Origin of the sequence: Streptomyces sp. URMC 123, from assembly GCF_051386515.1 — a bacterium.
Lineage (GTDB): Bacteria > Actinomycetota > Actinomycetes > Streptomycetales > Streptomycetaceae > Streptomyces.
The window spans coordinates 1-15,896 of the sequence record NZ_JBPQTV010000035.1; the positions used below are offsets into that span (position 1 = coordinate 1).

A 15,896-nucleotide genomic window follows, 5' to 3' on the forward strand; every position below is an offset into this window, starting at 1 on the left:
GGGACACGGTCGCGAACGCCGTGCGGTCGCCGGCCCCCGCGCCCGCGGCGGCCCCGGTCTCCTTCCAGGGCGCCCGGTCGACCCGCATGTCGACCAGGCGGAAGCCGGCGTCCGTGCACAGCTCCAGCGCCCGGGGCAGCAGCCCGCTGCCGACGCGGTACGAGAGGTGGACCCGGATGTGCCGGCCGCCGCCGAGGCGGGGGAAGCGCCGGGTGAACCGGGGGTAGCCGCGGGCGATCAGGAAGTGGACGGCCGTGGCCACCACGGCGAGGACGCCCAGCCCGCCGCCGCAGGCCATGCCGATCGCACACGTCACCCAGACGGTGGCCGCGGTGGTCAATCCCCGTACGGCGTCCCGGCGGACGAAGATGAGCCCGCCGCCGATGAAGCCGATCCCGGAGACGATCTGGGCGGCCACCCGCGAGGGGTCGAGGTCCACCCCGGGCAGCCCGGTGACCGCGCCGAACCCGTGCTGGGACACCTCCATGAACAGCGCGCTGCCCACACCGACCAGGGTGTGCGTGCGCAGTCCCGCGTTCTTCTGCCCGACCGCGCGCTCCAGGCCGATCGCCGTGGACAACACCAGCGCCAGGCCCAGCTCGGCGAGCATGCGCACGCCCTGCTCGCCGCCCGGCCCCCACAACGACAGACCCATCGCCGACACGCTCGTGACCTCCCTGTTTCCTCGACAGTGATCCAAGGGACGAGCCTTGCCGCCCGGCGCCGGGCCATGTGCCCTCGCCCGATGTTTCGTCGACCCGACCGCACCGTGGGAGCGCCGCCCGCGGCCCGACCGCGGCGCCGCCACCGCACCGCCGCGGCGCGGCCTCAAACCGGAAAGGGGCGAGAATCGCCGGAACGAGCGGACCTCGACCACGGGCCTATGGTCGGCCGTGAGGGTGAACCTACCCTCGCGGCATGGACTTCTCCGCCGCCTTGGAGCTGATGAAGAAGGGCCGCCGGATGGCGCGCAAGGGCTGGATTCAGCCCGGGAAGTACGTGTATCTGGAGCCGGAGTCGACGTGTGTCGCCCCGGACGGGGAGACCCGCACCTTGGTCGCCCATCTGCGGTTCAAGAACGCCGAGGGAAAGGTGCAGGTCGGGGTGCAGCCCTCGCACGCGGGGCTGCTCGCCGACGACTGGTACGACGTGGGCGAGGCACAGGAGCGCGCGTCCGGTGGTGCCGGGACCGCTCAAGGCGCCGACACCGCCCAGGGCGTCGACGGCGTCGGTGGCACCGGGAACGTTCACTCGTCCGCGTCGAGCGCGAACGACCCGTACACCGGCCGCCCCGCCGGCCGATAGACCTGGATGGCGACACCGGCCCCGGTGGTCACGGTGTCCAGGAGCTCGAAGGCCGTCGGCACCGCCCCGTCCGCGAAGAGCCGCTTTCCCGTGCCCAGGACCACGGGGTAGATCCAGAGTCGATACTCGTCGATGAGGTCGCGCTCCATCAGGCTCCGCGCCAGCGCGCCGCTGCCGTGGATCTGGAGCTCCCGGCCGGGGCGCTTCCTCAGCTCGGCGACGGCGGCCGGCACGTCGTCGCCCAGCAGCGTGGAGTTGTGCCACTCCAGCCGGTCGAGCGTGGTGGAGGCCACGTACTTCGGCAGCGCGTTGAGCCGGGACGCGATGGGGTCGTTCTCGTCGGTGAAGTGCGGCCAGTGCGCGGCGAAGATCTCGTACGTCCGGCGGCCGAGCAGAAAGCCGTCCGCCTCGGCGAACCAGTCGGCCACCAGGCGGGCCATGTCCTCGTCGGCGTACGGCACCAGCCAGCCGCCGTACGGGAACCCGCCCTCCCGGTCCTCCTCCGGCCCGCCGGGGGCCTGCATGATCCCGTCCAGGGACAGGAACGTGGTCAGCGTCACCCGTGCCATGGCTGCTCCCCGTGTCTCGCGGCCGCCGGCCGGTCGTCGGCGGCGCGGGCCCGACCACGCTAACCGGGCGGCGGGCGGGAGGGATGGTGACGCGGCCAGGCGCCGCCCGGATGCGGCCGAACGGCGGCGCCGGGCGGGGTCCCTGGGCCGCTCGCGGGTCAGCCCGTCTTCTTGGCCTCCTGGACCGCCTTGGCCAGCGCCTCGATGAGGGGCGCGCAGCCGGCGTAGGAGAAGCGGGGCTCGCTCATCCAGGGAGTGACCTGGCCGGCCTTGACCGCGGGAAGCTCCTGCCAGGCCGGCTTGGCGGCGAGGTCCTTGGGCTGGAGGGCGGAGGTCCGGCTGTCGAGCAGAATCAGGTCGGCCTGGTACTTGTTGGCGTTCTCCCAGCTCAGGGACTCGAAGTAGCCGCCCTCGTCCAGCTTGTCGGGAACGACGAGGTCGACGCCGAGCTCGCGGAAGTACTTCAGGTCGGCGCTGAGCTCCGGGTTGGAGACATAGAACAGGTCGGCGCTACCGGAGGCGGCCATGACCTTGACCGGGTTGCTCTTGACGGCCTTGCGCAGGGTCTCCGCGGCGGCCTCGAAGCGGGCCTTGGCGTCGGCGACCGGCTTGGCGGAGAGGTCCGCGCCGAGCGCCTCGGCGAGCTCGGCGTGGCGCTTGATGGGCTCCAGCAGCGAGACGCGGGAGGAGGTGAAGCCGACGCTGGGGGCCACGCTCAGGATCTTGTCCTTGCTCTCGGCCGGCACGTACCAGAGGTCGTTGGGCTCGAACATGTTGGTGACCAGCAGCTCGGGGCGGAGCGAGACGTACTTCTCGATGTTGAACTCGCCCCAGGCGTTGCCGAGGACGGTCAGCTTGTCCACGTCCAGCTCGCCGGCCTGCGGGTCGGCGGTGCCGTCGGTGCGCTTGGTCGGCCCGAAGACGCCGACGATCCGGTCCCGCACCCCGAAGTCGTGGAGCGCGGCCGCGGTGCCGACGAAGGCGACGACGCGCTGGGGGCGGCCCTTGAGGCTGGCGGTCTTCTTGCGGTCGTCGGTGAAGGACCAGGCGCCGCCCTTGTCCGCGCCGCCGCCGTCGCCGCCGCTGTCCTTGCCGCCGCAGGCGGTGACCAGGGCGGTGAGGCCGAGCGCGCCACCGGCGGTGAGCAGGGAGCGGCGGCTGAGGCGGGTGGCGGTGCGGGGGTTGGGCATGGCGGACTTCTCTCGTGGAACGTACGGGGACCCGGAGGGAGCCCCGGGAGGGCATTAGGTTAACCTCACCTAAGTTGATGTTTCAGCCGGGGTGGCGCACCGCGCGCCCCGCCGCAGCGGAGCGTAAGTGTGACTCTCAGCAAGTCCTCGCCGTCCACCGGGAAGGCGACCGCCACGTCGCCGCCCATGGCAGGCGGCCCCCCGCCGGGGCCGCCGGGCGGAGGGCCGCCGGGAGGGCCACCCACGGGCGGCTCGGCACACCCCGGGACGGGTACGGCGCCACGCGGCGGGAGCGCGGCGCCATCCGGGAGGAGCGCGGCGCCGCGCCACGCGTGGAAGGCCGCCGGACTGTTCGGCGCGCTGCTCCTGCTGCTGGCCGTCGTCGCGCTCAGCCTGGCGGTCGGCGCCAAGCCGCTCTCGCTCGCCGACGCCTGGCGCGGGCTCTTCGACGACACCGTGCCCAGCTACACCGTGGTGCACCGGATGCGGCTCCCCCGCACCCTGCTGGGGCTGCTGGTGGGGGCGGCGCTGGGGCTCGCCGGTGGCGTGATGCAGGCGCTGACCCGCAATCCGCTGGCCGACCCCGGGCTGCTGGGCATCAACGCGGGGGCGTCGGCCGCCGTCGCCACCGCAACCGCCTTCCTGGGCGTCGCCGGTTTCTCCGGATACGTCTGGTTCGCCTTCCTCGGCGCGGCCGCGGTCTCGGTCCTCGTCTACGCGGTGGGCGGCGGGCGCGCGGCCACCCCGGCCCGGCTCGCGCTGGTCGGCACCGCCCTCAACGCGGCCCTCTTCTCGTACGTCAACGCCGTCATGCTGCTGAACACCACGGCACTGGACAGCATGCGCTTCTGGACGGTGGGCTCCCTGGCGGGCCCCAACGCCGGCACGGCGGCGGTCATCGCGCCGTATGTCGCGGTGGGCGCCCTGCTCGCCCTGGCGCTGGCCCGCCCGCTCAACGCGCTGGCCCTCGGCGAGGACTCGGCGCGGGCGCTCGGCGCCCGGCCCGAGCGCGTACGGGCCGTCGGCATCGTGGCCGTGACCCTGCTGTGCGGGGCCGCCACGGCCGCCTGCGGGCCCATCGTCTTCGTCGGCCTGATGGTGCCGCACCTGGTGCGCGCCCTCACCGGGCCCGATCTGCGCTGGCTGCTGCCGTACTGCGCGGTGGTGGCCCCCTCGCTGATGCTGGGCGCCGATGTGCTCGGCCGCGTGGTCGCCCGGCCCTCGGAGCTCCAGGTCGGCATCGTCACGGTGGTCGTGGGCGGCCCGTTCTTCCTCTACTTCGTCCGCAAGCGCAGGGTGGCGGCCGCATGAACGACACATCGACGACCCCGCGGACGCCCGGCGCGAAGACCGCTCCCACGGCCGATACCGCGGCCGAGGCCGCTGCCACTTCCGCTGTGGCGGCGCCTGCCGTTGCCGCTGCCGGCGCGCTCGCCGACGGCGGGAGCGCACGCCCCGTACGGCGCCCGGCCACCACGGCGATCCGTACGCCCGGCGGCCTGTCGCTCACCTTCCGGCCCCGGGCGCTGGCCGTCGGCGCGGGGGCCGTGGTCCTCGCGCTCGTCATCGCCGTGCTGTCGATCGGCAGCGGCGACTACCCCCTGAGCCCCGCCGAGGTACTGCGGACCCTCGTCGGGAACGGCGCGCCGGCCGACACCTTCATCGTCCAGGAGCTGCGGCTGCCGCGCGCGGTGGCCGCCCTGCTGGTCGGCGCGGCCCTCGCGCTCGCCGGCGCCGTCTTCCAGTCCCTGGTGCGCAACCCCCTCGGCAGCCCCGACGTCCTCGGCTTCACCCAGGGCTCGGCGGCCGGGGTCCTCACCGGCATCGTGCTCTTCGGCGGTGGCGGCCTGGCCGTCACGGCCGGGGCCGTGGGCGGCGGGCTGCTCACCGGAGCCCTCATTTATCTCCTCGCCTGGCGCCACGGCGCGCACAGCTACCGGCTGGTGCTGGTCGGCAGCGGCGTCGCGGCGATCCTCACCGGCGTCAACGGCTATCTGCTGACCCGCGCCCAGATCATGGAGGCCGCGCGCGCCATGCTGTGGCTCACCGGCAGCCTCGACGGGCGCGGCTGGGACGACATCCTCCCGCTGGCGGTGGCCATGGCCGTGACGGTGCCGGTGGTGCTGCTCGGCTGCGGCCGGGCGCTGCGCATGCTCGAAATGGGCGACGACACGGCGGCGGCGCTGGGCGTACGGGTCGAGCGGGTGCGGCTGGCCATGCTCGTCGCGGCCGTACTGCTCGCCGCCTTCGCGTCCGCGGCGGCCGGGCCGGTGGGCTTCCTGGCCCTGACCGCCCCGCAGCTCGCCCGCCGGCTGACCGGCTCCCCCGGCCCCAACCTGCTGACGTCCATGGGCGTCGGGGCCACGCTGCTGATCACCGCCGACTGGGTCGCCCAGCGCGCCTTCCCCGGCCACCAGTTGCCGGTGGGCGTGGTGACGGGCCTGCTCGGCGGCGGCTATCTGGTCTGGCTGCTGGCGCGGGAGCGCAGGGCCGGCCGGATCTGAGGACACGCGACGCGCGCGCCCGGTGGGCGGGCGGGGCGCGGAGACGGCTTCGGCACGACGAGGAGCGGGAGCGGCCGGCGCGGCCGCGGAACACGGCGATGAGCACGACCACGAACGGGAACGACGGGACACAGGCGATGGCACGGGAGCGGGCAGCGGAGCGCGGCACGGCGACGGCGACGGCGACGGCGGAGGGCGACCCGGCGCCGGCCGGTGCGGCGGCGGACGGTCGTACGGCGGTGGACGGTACGGCGACGGCGGACGGTCGTACGGCGGTGAGTGGCGCGGACACGGGCACCCGTACGGCGGCCGGGGACGCGCAGGCCGGTGGCGAGGGCGCGGCGCGGCTGCGGGGCAGCGGGTTGACCCTCGCGTACGAGCGCCGGACCATCGCCGAGGACCTGAGCGTCGCGATCCCCGACCGATCCTTCACCGTCATCGTCGGGCCCAACGCGTGCGGCAAGTCCACGCTGCTGCGCGCGCTGTCCCGCATGCTCAAGCCGGCGGCCGGCCGGGTGTTGCTCGACGGGCAGGACATCGCGTCCCTGCCGGCGAAGCGGCTCGCCCGGACCCTCGGGCTGCTGCCCCAGACCTCGATCGCCCCGGACGGGATCACGGTCGCGGATCTCGTCTCCCGGGGCCGCTACCCGCACCAGGGGCTGCTACGGCAGTGGTCGGAGGAGGACGAGCGGGTCGTCCGGGAGTCCATGGCGGACACCGGCGTCGCGCAGCTGGCCGACCGCTACGTCGACGAGCTGTCCGGCGGCCAGCGCCAGCGGGTGTGGATCGCGATGGCCCTCGCCCAGCGCACGCCGCTGCTGTTGCTGGACGAGCCGACGACGTATCTGGACATCGCCCACCAGATCGAGGTGCTGGACCTGTGCGCCCGGCTCCACGAGGAGCAGGGCCGCACGCTCGTGGCCGTGCTGCACGACCTCAACCACGCGGCGCGCTACGCCACGCATCTGATCGCGATGCGCGACGGGCGGGTCGTCGCCGAGGGCGCGCCCAGTGAGATCGTCACCGCGGAGCTGGTGGAGGAGGTCTTCCGGCTGCCCTGCCGGGTGATCGACGACCCGGAGACCGGCACCCCGCTGGTGGTCCCGGCGGCGCGGCGGCGCGCGGAGAGCCCGACCGGGGCCGCGGACCCCGTCCGCTGACGCGAGCGACCGCCGGGGCCGGCCCCCTCGCCCCGGCGGCACGCCACCACGCCACGCGGTGTGTGACGTGTCGTTCACCCTCTGGCGCGATGGGGCACCGCCCCGCTATCTTCGCTGCTCGAACAGCTACCCGGTGCCGAGCTGTCCCCCCATGTGCCGGAGCGTCCCCGCGGCTTCGACGCGTGCTCACACCGGCGTCGGCACGGGCGGGAGCGCGCCAGGCGCGGCTTTGACACCCACTGGACCGAACGTGGAGTCGCTCAGCCATGCCCAACGCACCGATATCCGGCGCATCCGCCGCCGCTGCAACCTCTTCCGCCCCGTCCGTCTCCGCCGCGCCGCGCCGCCGTTGGGCCGCGGTCTGCGGGGTCGCGCTCGCCGCCGTTCTGAGCCTGACCGGCTGTCTGGGGGACGGCGACGCCGCGCCGTCGGGCACGAAGCCCCCGGCCTCCGCTTCCGCCTCGCCGTCCACGGGCGCCCCGGCGTCGGCTGCCGGTACGCCGTCCGCCGCGGGCGCTCCCTCGGCCTCCGCCGCCGCGACACCTCGCGGGGGCGGCGCGGCCCCGGCCACGCCCCGGGCGACGGCCTCGGCCACCCCGAGGAAGTCGTCCCCGGCCGCCGCGACCCCCCGGGCCGGCGGCCCGACCGCCGCCTCCGGCACGACCTGCGAGATCCGCTCGAACGCCGGCAACTGCTACTCCGCCGGCCAGTTCTGCCGCAAGGCGGACGTCGGCGCGAGCACGCACGACGCGAAGGGCCGCCTCATCCACTGCGGCGGCGACGGCAGCCGCCCGCGCTGGCACTACTGAGCCCTTCGGCGTCCCGCCCGGCTTCACGTGCCCCGACACCGAGGTGCCCCTACGAAGGCGGCCCGTCGCCCGGCCGCATAACGCCCGCGAGGTAAGCCCCCCGCGGCGCCGAGGACGGCGAACCCCCGTGCCTCACCCGGCCACCGGCCGCCCAAGCCCGCCCCGCCCTCGACCTGTTGGACTGTCGTTGTATATGCCACCCAATTTTGCGACCATGTATGGATCGGCAAGTTGCCGCAGGAAGAGGAGATGTGGGTTGTTGTTCAAGAGGACCAAGCGTGACCGCAAGGATTCCGACCGCAGGGACGCCAAGGGTTCCAAGGGCTACAGGAAGACCGGATGGCGGACCGAGGGCAGCAAGATGTCCGACGAAGAGACGCTGGCGGCGATCGTAGCTTCCACCACTGTCATCAACTAACCGGCAATGCACTGGCTGCCTGCCCGACAAGGGCGGGGCCGCGGTCGACACGTCCGCGCGTGCACCGCGCCGGGCGGGAGCGGTCGTGCGCATTCGGCCTCGAGCGCGGCCAGGCGCTTGCCCGGACCGAGGCGCCGTGGAGGTCACAGGACGTGGATGCGCTCCATCCGGGGCGTTTCTCCCCGCCGCAGCACCTGGGCCCGGGGGTGGGCGCGGGGAGCGGACGGGGTGGTCAGCAAGGCGGCGTAGAGAGTGAGCCCGGGGCCGAAGGCCATGGCTACCACCGGGCCGCCCTCGTCCAGCGTGCCGTCGGCGATCAGACGGTCGAGTACCAGCAGCACGGTCGCCGACGAGCAGTTGCCGTGCTCGGCAAGGACGGTGCGGGAGGCAGCCAGCGCGTGGTGGGGCAGGTCCAGTTCCCGCTGGACGGTGTCCAGGATGCGCGGGCCGCCGGGGTGCACCGCCCACGCCCGTACGTCGGGCACGTCGAGCCCGTGCCGCGCCAGCAGGTCCTTGACCACCGAACGCACGTGTTCGGCCAGCACGTGCGGCACCTGGGGGGACAGTCCCATGCGAAAGCCCAGATCGGTGATGTCCCAGGTCATGTGGTCGCTGGTCGTGGGGTCGGTGAGCGCTGCGACATCCACCAATTCCAGTCCGGGCCGGTCGGCGGCCGGGGCCTTCCCGTCGTGTGGCGTCAGCACCAGGGCGACAGCGGCATCGCCGAACAGCGCGTGCGCGACGACCTGGTGCGGGTCGGCCGTCGCCGGCTGGATGTGCAGCGAGGTCAGTTCGAGGCACAGCAGGACGGCGGCTCGCCGCCGGGCGATGACGGAGTCGGCCACGCTGCCCAGCGCGGGCAGTGCCGCGTAGCAGCCCATGTGCCCGATGAGCAGCCGCTGGGTATCCGGGCGAAGGCGCAGTGACGCGGCCAGTTGGATGTCCGGTCCGGGCGTGAGGTAACCGGTGCACGAGACGACCGTGAGCAACCCGATGTCATCCGGGGTGACACCGGCGTCGGCCAGGGCCACCCGCACGGCCTCGTGCCCCAGCGGGTGGGCCGCGCGCGCGTAACGCCGCATCCGGGCCGCGGTCGACCAGCCGGACAGGTCCTCCTCGACGGGGTTCACCACGGTGTGACGCCGCCGGACACCCGCCCCGGCGAAGACCCGCCGGGCGATCCTGCTCGATGAGAAGTGGCGGCGGAAGAACCCGTCCCACAGTGCCTGCTGCTCGACGGCCGGGGGCAGGGCCGAGCCCAGCCCGGTGATCGCCGCCGTCACCACCGTGGCACCTGGGCGTCGTCGTCGGGGTCGCCGCCCAGGGCGGCGACGCCCAGCCAGTCCGCGCAGACGTCCGAGGTGGCGGGCTGGAGCGCGCCGCAGCGAGCGTCGCGGTAGATCCGTTCCAAGGGGTGCCCGCGGCGCGTGGCCGACGTACCGGCGGCTTCGAGCACCGAGGACGCCACCTCGGCCGCGGTGTCGCCGGCGGTCAGCTTGGCCCGCCAGACCCAGCGGTTGGTCTCCGGCTCCCCGGGGTGCTCGGTGACCCGCCGGGCCGCCTCGGCGACGACCAGTTCGGCGGCGGCGACAGCGGCGTCCGCCCGGCCCATCCGCGACCGTACGGCGGGCAGCGTGTGCAGGCCGCGGTCCCGCAGGTGCTCCCTGCCCGCGTGAAGCGCCGACCGCGCCACGCCGATGTAGACCGCGGCGTAGGAGGCCACCAGCCACTGCGGCATGACCTGGGCCAGGAGCACCGCCAGGCCCTCGACCCCGCCCACCAAGGCGTCGTCGGGGACCTCGGCGTCGAAGTGGACGTCGTGGCTGCCGGTGGCGCGCATGCCCATCGAGTCCCAGGTGTGCTCCACCCGTACCCCGTCGCCTGCGGGCACCAGAAAGTAGGACACCTTCGGCTCGGCGGACTCGGCGTCCCTGGCCGCGACGAGATAGGCGTCGGCGTGGCCCGCGGCGGAGACGAACGCCTTGCTTCCGGTGATGCGGAATCCGCCGTCGCTTCTGCGGTAAGCGGTGGAGATGCGCGACAGCCGTGAGCCGGCGCCGCGCTCGCTCATCGCGACGGCGTACAGAGCGCCTGCGGCGGCGCGGGCCAGCACCCGGTCGCGCGAGGCGAAGAAGCTCTCCGGCGCCCCGAGCTGCCGGACCACTTCATCGGGGGTGTGGGCCAGTGCCCCGGTCACCGCGGCGTGCATGTTGAAGACCAGCGCGGTGGCACCGGCGGCGCCGGCCAACTCGGCCGCGACGGCCGCGTAGCCGGCGAAGGAGGCCCCGCACCCCCCGAGGCGGGTGGGGGCCATCAACCCCATCAGGCCGTGCGCGCGCAAGTCCGCGAAGTCGGCCACGGGAAAGGACCCGGACGCGTCATGGGCCTCGGCCCGTGCGGCCAGCCGGGGCACCAGTTCACGGGCGCGGGCCAGTGCGGCGATCGGATCGGAGGGCGGATCGGTGAGGGGAGAAGCCGTGGACGACTGCACTCAGCCCTCCTTGCGGCCGCGGCCCTGGAACAGGACCGCCGTGGTCGCCACCGGAACCATCCGCACCGAGGCCCTGCGCCCGACGGCCCACACCGACAGATCGGTCATCGACGGCCGGATGCCCCGTAGCCTCAGACGTACGCCGTGCCGGGCGCATTCGTCGATCAGCACCGTCCGGTCGACCAGAAGAGCGGGATCGTGCACGCCTCTGGGCGCCAGGCCCGGCAGACGCTCGGCGACTGCCACGGCCACCCACCGGCACAGCGCGGTGGCCGCCAGCGTGTCCAGCACCAGCAGGCCACCCGGACGCAGCAGCCGGCACGCCTCGGCCACCGCGCCCGGCAGGTCGTCCACGTGTTCGAGGATCTCTCCGGCGACGACGACGTCCGCGCAGCCGTCGGACAGCGGAACTGCGAGCACGTCGCCCCGCACGCCCCGCACACCGTGCTCCCCGGCCTGCCGCAGCGCGGTCCATGACAGATCCACCCCGATGTGCCGGTAGCCCTTGCGGGCCACGTGCGGCGCGAGCAGGCCGGCGCCGCACCCGAGATCCGCCAGCACCGCGCCGGGCCGGGACGCGGGGGGCACCAGAGCACCGCGGGCGGCGGCCAGCCAGTGCAGCATGGCGAACGGCCCGCGTGAACGCCACCACTGGTCGGCGAGCCTCTCGTACAAGGCGGGATCGTTGGGAGGCACGGGCGGACCCCTCCGTGCCATTCGAAGCGGCATGCGGTCAGGCTGGCACACTCTCTGCCCATGCGGCATCTCCAGGAGACAGTGTCGGCATTGCTACGGGCCTCGCACCCGCTGCCCGTTCTGGCGGTGACGGCGGTCGCCGCGGGACTGGCGGCGGGGTCCGGTCGGACGAACGGCGCCGTGGTGACGGTGACCGCGGCGGTACTGGCCGGTCAGCTGTCGGTGGGGTGGCTCAACGACCTGGTGGACGCGGAGCGGGATGCCAAGGCGGGCCGTACCGACAAGCCGGTGGCCTCCGGCCGCCTCTCCCCATCCGTGGTACGCGGCGGTGTGCTGGCCTCGGCGTCGGCCGCGGTGCTTCTGTCACTGCCGTCCGGACTCCCCGCGACCGCCGCGCACCTGGGCGCGCTGGCCTCGGCCTGGGCCTACGACCTCGGGGTCAAGGCCGGCGTCCTGTCGGTGCTGCCCTACGCGGTTTCCTTCGCACTGCTGCCGGCGTTCGTGGTACTCGGCCTGCCCGGGCACCCGTGGCCACCCGCGTGGCTGGTGGCCGCGTCCGCGCTGCTGGGCTGTGCGGCCCACTTCGTCAACGTCCTGCCCGACCTCACCGACGACACGGCCGCCGGCGTGCGTGGGCTGCCACACCGGCTGGGCGCCGCCCGCAGCCGCACGGTGGCCGCGGGGTTGGTGCTCGCCACCTCAGTCCTGCTGGTCCTCGGCCCACCCGGCACGGTGTCCCGCGCAGGGATGGTGGCACTGCCGATCGCCGCCCTCATCGTCGGCGCGGGCCTGCTCATGGGCCGCCGCTCCGGTTCCAGGGCAGCCTTCCACGCGGTACTGCTGGTCGCGGTGATCGACGTCCTGCTGCTGCTGTCCGCGGGTGTGCCGACAAGCTGAGCCCACGGTCCTCGCGCACGCACGCACGCGCGCTCCGGCCGACGGCCTTCACCCCCACGCCTTCGCCGGAAAAGCCACCAGAGAGCGCACGTGGGCCGCCGCCGTGGCTCGGGCGGCGCTCACTCGATTCGGTAGGAAGCGCCCGCTCTTCCCCCTCGCGCGGGATGGCCCGCACTAGCATCCAGGCACGCGAGCGGGCGGGCATCCGGCGTTCCGTGGTGAGGAGAGGGGGCCGTTTGTCGTACGGAGAGCGGCGGGGCGACGCGGCGGACGGCGGCCCCCGGCCCCCGCACGGGCCGCCCCCGGCCCGCCGTGCGCCCGGGCCTCGGTCACCCCCGGCCCCTCGCGTGTCGGGTATCAGCCCGCCCGGGGCCCGGTGCATGCCGAGGGGGCCGTCAGCCCCCGCGTCCCCGGGACCGGTGGTCAGGGGATGGTCCAGGTTCACCTCCAGCAGGCCGGGCACGGCCGTGACGCTCAGCGTGATCGGCGCCCCGGCCGCGTGCCGCATCGCATTGGTCAGCCCCTCCTGGAGGATGCGATACGCCTCCCGGGAGACCGTGGCCGGCAGCCGCACCCCGCCGTCGTCGAGCCCGGTGATCAGGGTCCGCACCTCGGTGCCGGTCTGCCGCACCCCTTCCACGAGGGTGGACAGGTCGTGGAGGGAGCGGGCAGGGGCCGTGGCTGCACTTCCCGGGCCCGCGGCGCCCTTGCTCGGGCCCGGGCCCTCGCGTCCGCCGGCACCCGCGCCCTCACGGCCGCCCGCGCCCAAATCCCCACGGCTGCCGACGCTCCCACCATGGCCGGCACCCCCGTCCCCGCCGTCGCCTCCGCCGAGGGCGATGCCCTCGCGCAGCACCCCGAGCACATGGTCGAGGTCCTCCATCGCCATGCGCGAGGTGTGCTCGATGCTGCTGAGCGCACGCCGCGCCGAGTCCGGGTCGCTGGTCAGCAACTCCTGGGCCACCGCCGCCTGAATCGTGGCCGCGGTGAGCGTGTGTCCGATGGAGTCGTGCAGTTCGCGCGCCAACCGGTCGCGCTGTTCGAGCGCGTGCATCCGCCCCTCCAGGGCGGCCAACTGTTCCGCGGGCCGGTGGCCCAGCAGCGCCGGGGCCAGCAATCGGAAGGACAACGAGGAGCCGGCGCCCACGAAGCCCGTCATGACGAAGAGCACCAGCGCCACCGGCACCGTCCACAGCCCGTCCCTGCCGGCGGGCACCTCTACCAGGAAGAGGAGTACGACGTCGTCGCCGCCCTCGGCCCAGATCAGCGGCAGTCCGAAGACAACCATCAGCAGCAGCGACGCCGAGGCGGTGACGGCACTGCCCACCGTCGTGTGCAGCACCAGCCACCCCGCGGTGCGCCACCGGTTCGGCCAGGAGGAGCCGGGTGCCGCCACCGGGGCCGGAAGGCCGGTGCGCAACAGCCGATTGGCCAGCCGCACCGAGGCGCCCCGTATCCGGGTCGACAGCCCGACGACGGTCACGAGCGCCACCTGCGTGATGAGGAACGCCGCGCCGCGAACCGGGCCCGGCCAGATGGGGAACGACGCGACGATGAGCGCCACCGGCGCCAGGACGACCGCGAGGAACGCTCCCGCGAAAGCGTGGGCCAGGCCCCGCCAGGCATCGCCTCCGACAACGAAGCGAGCGAGGACATAGAGCAGGGCGAGAGGGCGGGGGAGAGCGAGGGACTTCGGTGGAGTGGGAAAGAGAGGAGGTGAGGAACCGTGGGGACGAGAGAAGTCGGGGGAACGCGAAGAAGAACGCACGGAGCGATTCTGACAGCGGGGTCGCCTCCCGTACCTCCCCCGCGCGAGCCATATCGCGCCGCTCCGGCTTCTCCCCCGATCGAGGGATCGAGAATTCCCTCGTGACCGTGATGTGTTCGGCGGCCGCCGTCCGCGACAGTTTTCGCATGACCGCGAATACCAAAGGCGTGACCGCGTTCCTCGCCCTCTCCTTCGGCGGTGCATGGGCGTGGCTTTTCTTCGCCCGGCTTGTGCTCGACCTGTCATTGGTGAATCCCCTGGTGCAACTTCCCTTCGGCTTCATGCCCGCCATAGCCGCCGTGGTGGTGCGCCGCTGGATCACCCGAGAAGGGTTCGCCGACGCCGGGTTGCGGCTGCGGGCGCGCACTGCCTGGCCGTATTACCTGGCCGCCTGGCTCGGCCCATGGCTGTTGGCCGCCGCCTCGCTGGGGCTGGTCGCGGTGCTCGGCGCCGGCCGCGTCCAACTCTCGGCCCTGGACCGGGCGATACCAGGGCTTCCGGGGTGGGCCTTCCTGCTGCTTCTGCTGGCCGTCGTGCCGCTGCTCGCGCCCGTGTACTGGGGAGAGGAATTCGGTTGGACCAGCTATCTACGGCCGCGGCTCCATCCCGACAGGCCGCTGCTCTCCGTCGTGGTCACCGGCCTGATATGGGCGGTCTGGCACTATCCGCTCGCCTTCCTCGGCTATATAGAATTCGCCAGTGCGCCGATCGGACTCGCGGCGTGGACCGTCTCCCTGGTCCTGCAGGAAATCCTGCTCGCGTGGCTTTTCCTGCGCAGCCGCAGCGTATGGACCGTGAGCGTGGCGCACTCCGGGAACAATATGGTGCTCGCGCTGCTCCTGGGAGTGTGTCTGTCCGGCCCGGACGGCCTGGGAACCCTGGGCCTGACCCTGCTGCCGGCAGTCCCCCTGGCCGTGCTCTGCTGCGCGGTCGGCTGGAGTCACCGCCGGCACCGTGGCCGGGGCAACGGCCCCCGCACGCGCCGGGATGGTGGTCCCCAGGACAGCCTGGGAGACACTGCTCGGCGCCCCGCCGCCATCGCGGGTCAGACGCCGAAGGTGGCCTCCTGAGCCAGGTGGTTCCAGACGGAGTCGAACCACCGCTGACACTGGCTGACGAATATCGACTCCAGCGGCTGTGGCTCCTGGCAGCTGGCCGCGAACGGGAAGAGGGTCGCCCCGGTGCCCAGGACGTCGTAGATCTCGATCTTCTCGACTCCGCCGCCGTCCCGCGCGGGCACGTCCACCGGGCGCTGCACCACGCGGTACCAGCCGAACAGGGCCTCGGTGCCATTGAGGATGTAGAGCTTGGCGATGGGGGTGACCGCGAGAGTCCTGATCTCCACCGAGACATCGTTGACCAGTCCCTGGTGCTCCATGTCGACCAGGGCGTCGTAGAGGGAGCCCGCATGGCGAGCGGTCAGTCGGTGATGGCGCTCACGGGGCCGTGGGTCCGTGGGGTCGGCGACCGAGCGGGGCAGCACCAGATGCGTGTCCACGCTCGGCAGCAGCAGCCGTACGGCGATGCGGCGCGGCCTGATCTCCCCGTTGTGCACGCGAATGGTCTGGCTGCGGATGTGCGCGTCCATCGACGCCGCTGTCAGCGTCATCAGATCGAGCGTGACCACCGGCGCCTCGAAGGCCGCGTCGATGTACGGCTTGAGGTGCACCATCGCGGCCGTCGGCGCGGGGATCACCGGCCGCTGCCAGTGCTCCTTGGGCCGTACGGTGGTGCCGCTGCCCTGCTTCGACTCGATCCAGCCGTCATTGCGCAGCTCGAACAGGGCCCGCCGCACGGTGTCCCGCGAGACCTCGAAGCGCTCCTGGAGCTCCTGCTGGGTGGGGATGCGCTGTCCGACGGGGTAGACGCCGTCGCTGATCTCCATCCGCAGCACGTCCGCGACGTGCTGGAACTTGGCGTCACCGCCAGGCGAGTGGTCGGAGGGCACCACGCAACCCTACAACTCGCCCGCTGCGCCCAGGAATTGGCGTCCTGCGCCGGGCCGTCCTTTCCTGCCTGTGGGTGCGCCCCGGGACGTTTGTACGGGGCGCCGCCCGGCCACTCGGCGGAGACATCCCGCCACGGGCCC

At 73.6% G+C, this 15,896-nt stretch carries 16 protein-coding genes; 8 read left to right on the forward strand and 8 right to left on the reverse strand.

Annotated elements, in window-relative coordinates; all coding sequences use genetic code 11:
* Positions 1–664: MgtC/SapB family protein (locus ACSNOD_RS07370; protein WP_436765950.1), on the reverse strand; the 664-nt coding region annotated here is incomplete at its 3' end.
* A 254-nt stretch (positions 665–918) separates the two neighbouring features.
* On the opposite strand from ACSNOD_RS07370, the gene ACSNOD_RS07375 reads away from it, so the two are divergent.
* Complete coding sequence (locus ACSNOD_RS07375; RefSeq protein ID WP_436765951.1) at positions 919–1,305, forward strand: Thoeris anti-defense Tad2 family protein; 387 nt, start codon at positions 919–921, stop codon at positions 1,303–1,305.
* On the opposite strand, the gene ACSNOD_RS07380 is transcribed toward ACSNOD_RS07375, so the two are convergent.
* Both ACSNOD_RS07380 and ACSNOD_RS07385 read right to left on the reverse strand, forming a co-directional pair.
* The gene (locus ACSNOD_RS07380; protein ID WP_436765952.1) at positions 1,248–1,874 is read right to left on the reverse strand and encodes a dihydrofolate reductase family protein; all 627 of its coding nucleotides are present in this window, start codon (positions 1,872–1,874) and stop codon (positions 1,248–1,250) included. The two genes, ACSNOD_RS07375 and ACSNOD_RS07380, sit on opposite strands and share 58 nt — an antisense overlap.
* A gap of 158 nt (positions 1,875–2,032) precedes the next feature.
* Positions 2,033–3,064: an ABC transporter substrate-binding protein gene (locus tag ACSNOD_RS07385; protein WP_436765953.1), complete on the reverse strand. Its 1,032-nt coding sequence runs from the start codon at positions 3,062–3,064 to the stop codon at positions 2,033–2,035.
* A 186-nt stretch (positions 3,065–3,250) separates the two neighbouring features.
* Here ACSNOD_RS07385 and ACSNOD_RS07390 point away from each other — a divergent pair, with 186 nt between their 5' ends.
* The 5 genes from ACSNOD_RS07390 (at position 3,251) to ACSNOD_RS07410 (ending at position 7,955) form a co-directional block, all read left to right on the forward strand.
* The gene (locus ACSNOD_RS07390; protein WP_436765954.1) at positions 3,251–4,375 is read left to right on the forward strand and encodes a FecCD family ABC transporter permease; all 1,125 of its coding nucleotides are present in this window, start codon (positions 3,251–3,253) and stop codon (positions 4,373–4,375) included.
* Complete coding sequence (locus tag ACSNOD_RS07395) at positions 4,372–5,568, forward strand: FecCD family ABC transporter permease (RefSeq protein WP_436765955.1); 1,197 nt, start codon at positions 4,372–4,374, stop codon at positions 5,566–5,568. The genes ACSNOD_RS07390 and ACSNOD_RS07395 overlap by 4 nt, the downstream gene beginning before the upstream one ends.
* Positions 5,569–5,915: 347 nt before the next feature.
* On the forward strand, positions 5,916–6,728 hold the full coding sequence (locus tag ACSNOD_RS07400) for an ABC transporter ATP-binding protein (protein WP_436765982.1): 813 nt from the start codon (positions 5,916–5,918) through the stop codon (positions 6,726–6,728).
* A gap of 266 nt (positions 6,729–6,994) precedes the next feature.
* The gene (locus tag ACSNOD_RS07405; protein WP_436765956.1) at positions 6,995–7,537 is read left to right on the forward strand and encodes a hypothetical protein; all 543 of its coding nucleotides are present in this window, start codon (positions 6,995–6,997) and stop codon (positions 7,535–7,537) included.
* Between the two features lie 259 nt (positions 7,538–7,796).
* Positions 7,797–7,955, forward strand: coding sequence for a hypothetical protein (locus ACSNOD_RS07410; protein WP_436765957.1), 159 nt, complete (start codon positions 7,797–7,799; stop codon positions 7,953–7,955).
* Positions 7,956–8,098: 143 nt separating this feature from the next.
* Here ACSNOD_RS07410 and ACSNOD_RS07415 read toward each other — a convergent pair whose 3' ends face one another.
* The 3 genes from ACSNOD_RS07415 to ACSNOD_RS07425 are packed head-to-tail and all read right to left on the reverse strand — an operon-like array spanning position 8,099 to position 11,142.
* Positions 8,099–9,238: a type III polyketide synthase gene (locus ACSNOD_RS07415; RefSeq protein ID WP_436765958.1), complete on the reverse strand. Its 1,140-nt coding sequence runs from the start codon at positions 9,236–9,238 to the stop codon at positions 8,099–8,101.
* Entirely contained in the window at positions 9,235–10,446 is a 1,212-nt protein-coding gene (locus ACSNOD_RS07420) for an acyl-CoA dehydrogenase family protein (RefSeq protein ID WP_436765959.1), read from the reverse strand. The genes ACSNOD_RS07415 and ACSNOD_RS07420 overlap by 4 nt, the downstream gene beginning before the upstream one ends.
* Positions 10,447–11,142 (reverse strand): methyltransferase domain-containing protein, encoded by a 696-nt coding sequence (locus ACSNOD_RS07425; RefSeq protein WP_436765960.1) that lies wholly within the window; start codon positions 11,140–11,142, stop codon positions 10,447–10,449.
* A gap of 60 nt (positions 11,143–11,202) precedes the next feature.
* Between ACSNOD_RS07425 and ACSNOD_RS07430 the strand changes: the two genes are divergently transcribed.
* Complete coding sequence (locus tag ACSNOD_RS07430) at positions 11,203–12,039, forward strand: UbiA family prenyltransferase (protein WP_436765961.1); 837 nt, start codon at positions 11,203–11,205, stop codon at positions 12,037–12,039.
* On the opposite strand, the gene ACSNOD_RS07435 is transcribed toward ACSNOD_RS07430, so the two are convergent.
* The gene (locus ACSNOD_RS07435; protein WP_436765962.1) at positions 11,936–13,603 is read right to left on the reverse strand and encodes a sensor histidine kinase; all 1,668 of its coding nucleotides are present in this window, start codon (positions 13,601–13,603) and stop codon (positions 11,936–11,938) included. The genes ACSNOD_RS07430 and ACSNOD_RS07435 overlap by 104 nt on opposite strands.
* Positions 13,604–13,953: 350 nt before the next feature.
* Here ACSNOD_RS07435 and ACSNOD_RS07440 point away from each other — a divergent pair, with 350 nt between their 5' ends.
* Positions 13,954–14,877 carry a CPBP family intramembrane glutamic endopeptidase gene (locus ACSNOD_RS07440; protein WP_436765963.1) on the forward strand — a complete coding sequence of 308 codons (924 nt, stop codon included), beginning with the start codon at positions 13,954–13,956 and terminating at the stop codon, positions 14,875–14,877.
* Here ACSNOD_RS07440 and ACSNOD_RS07445 read toward each other — a convergent pair.
* On the reverse strand, positions 14,853–15,755 hold the full coding sequence (locus ACSNOD_RS07445) for a winged helix-turn-helix domain-containing protein (protein WP_436765964.1): 903 nt from the start codon (positions 15,753–15,755) through the stop codon (positions 14,853–14,855). The two genes, ACSNOD_RS07440 and ACSNOD_RS07445, sit on opposite strands and share 25 nt — an antisense overlap.
* Positions 15,756–15,896: the final 141 nt, after the last annotated feature.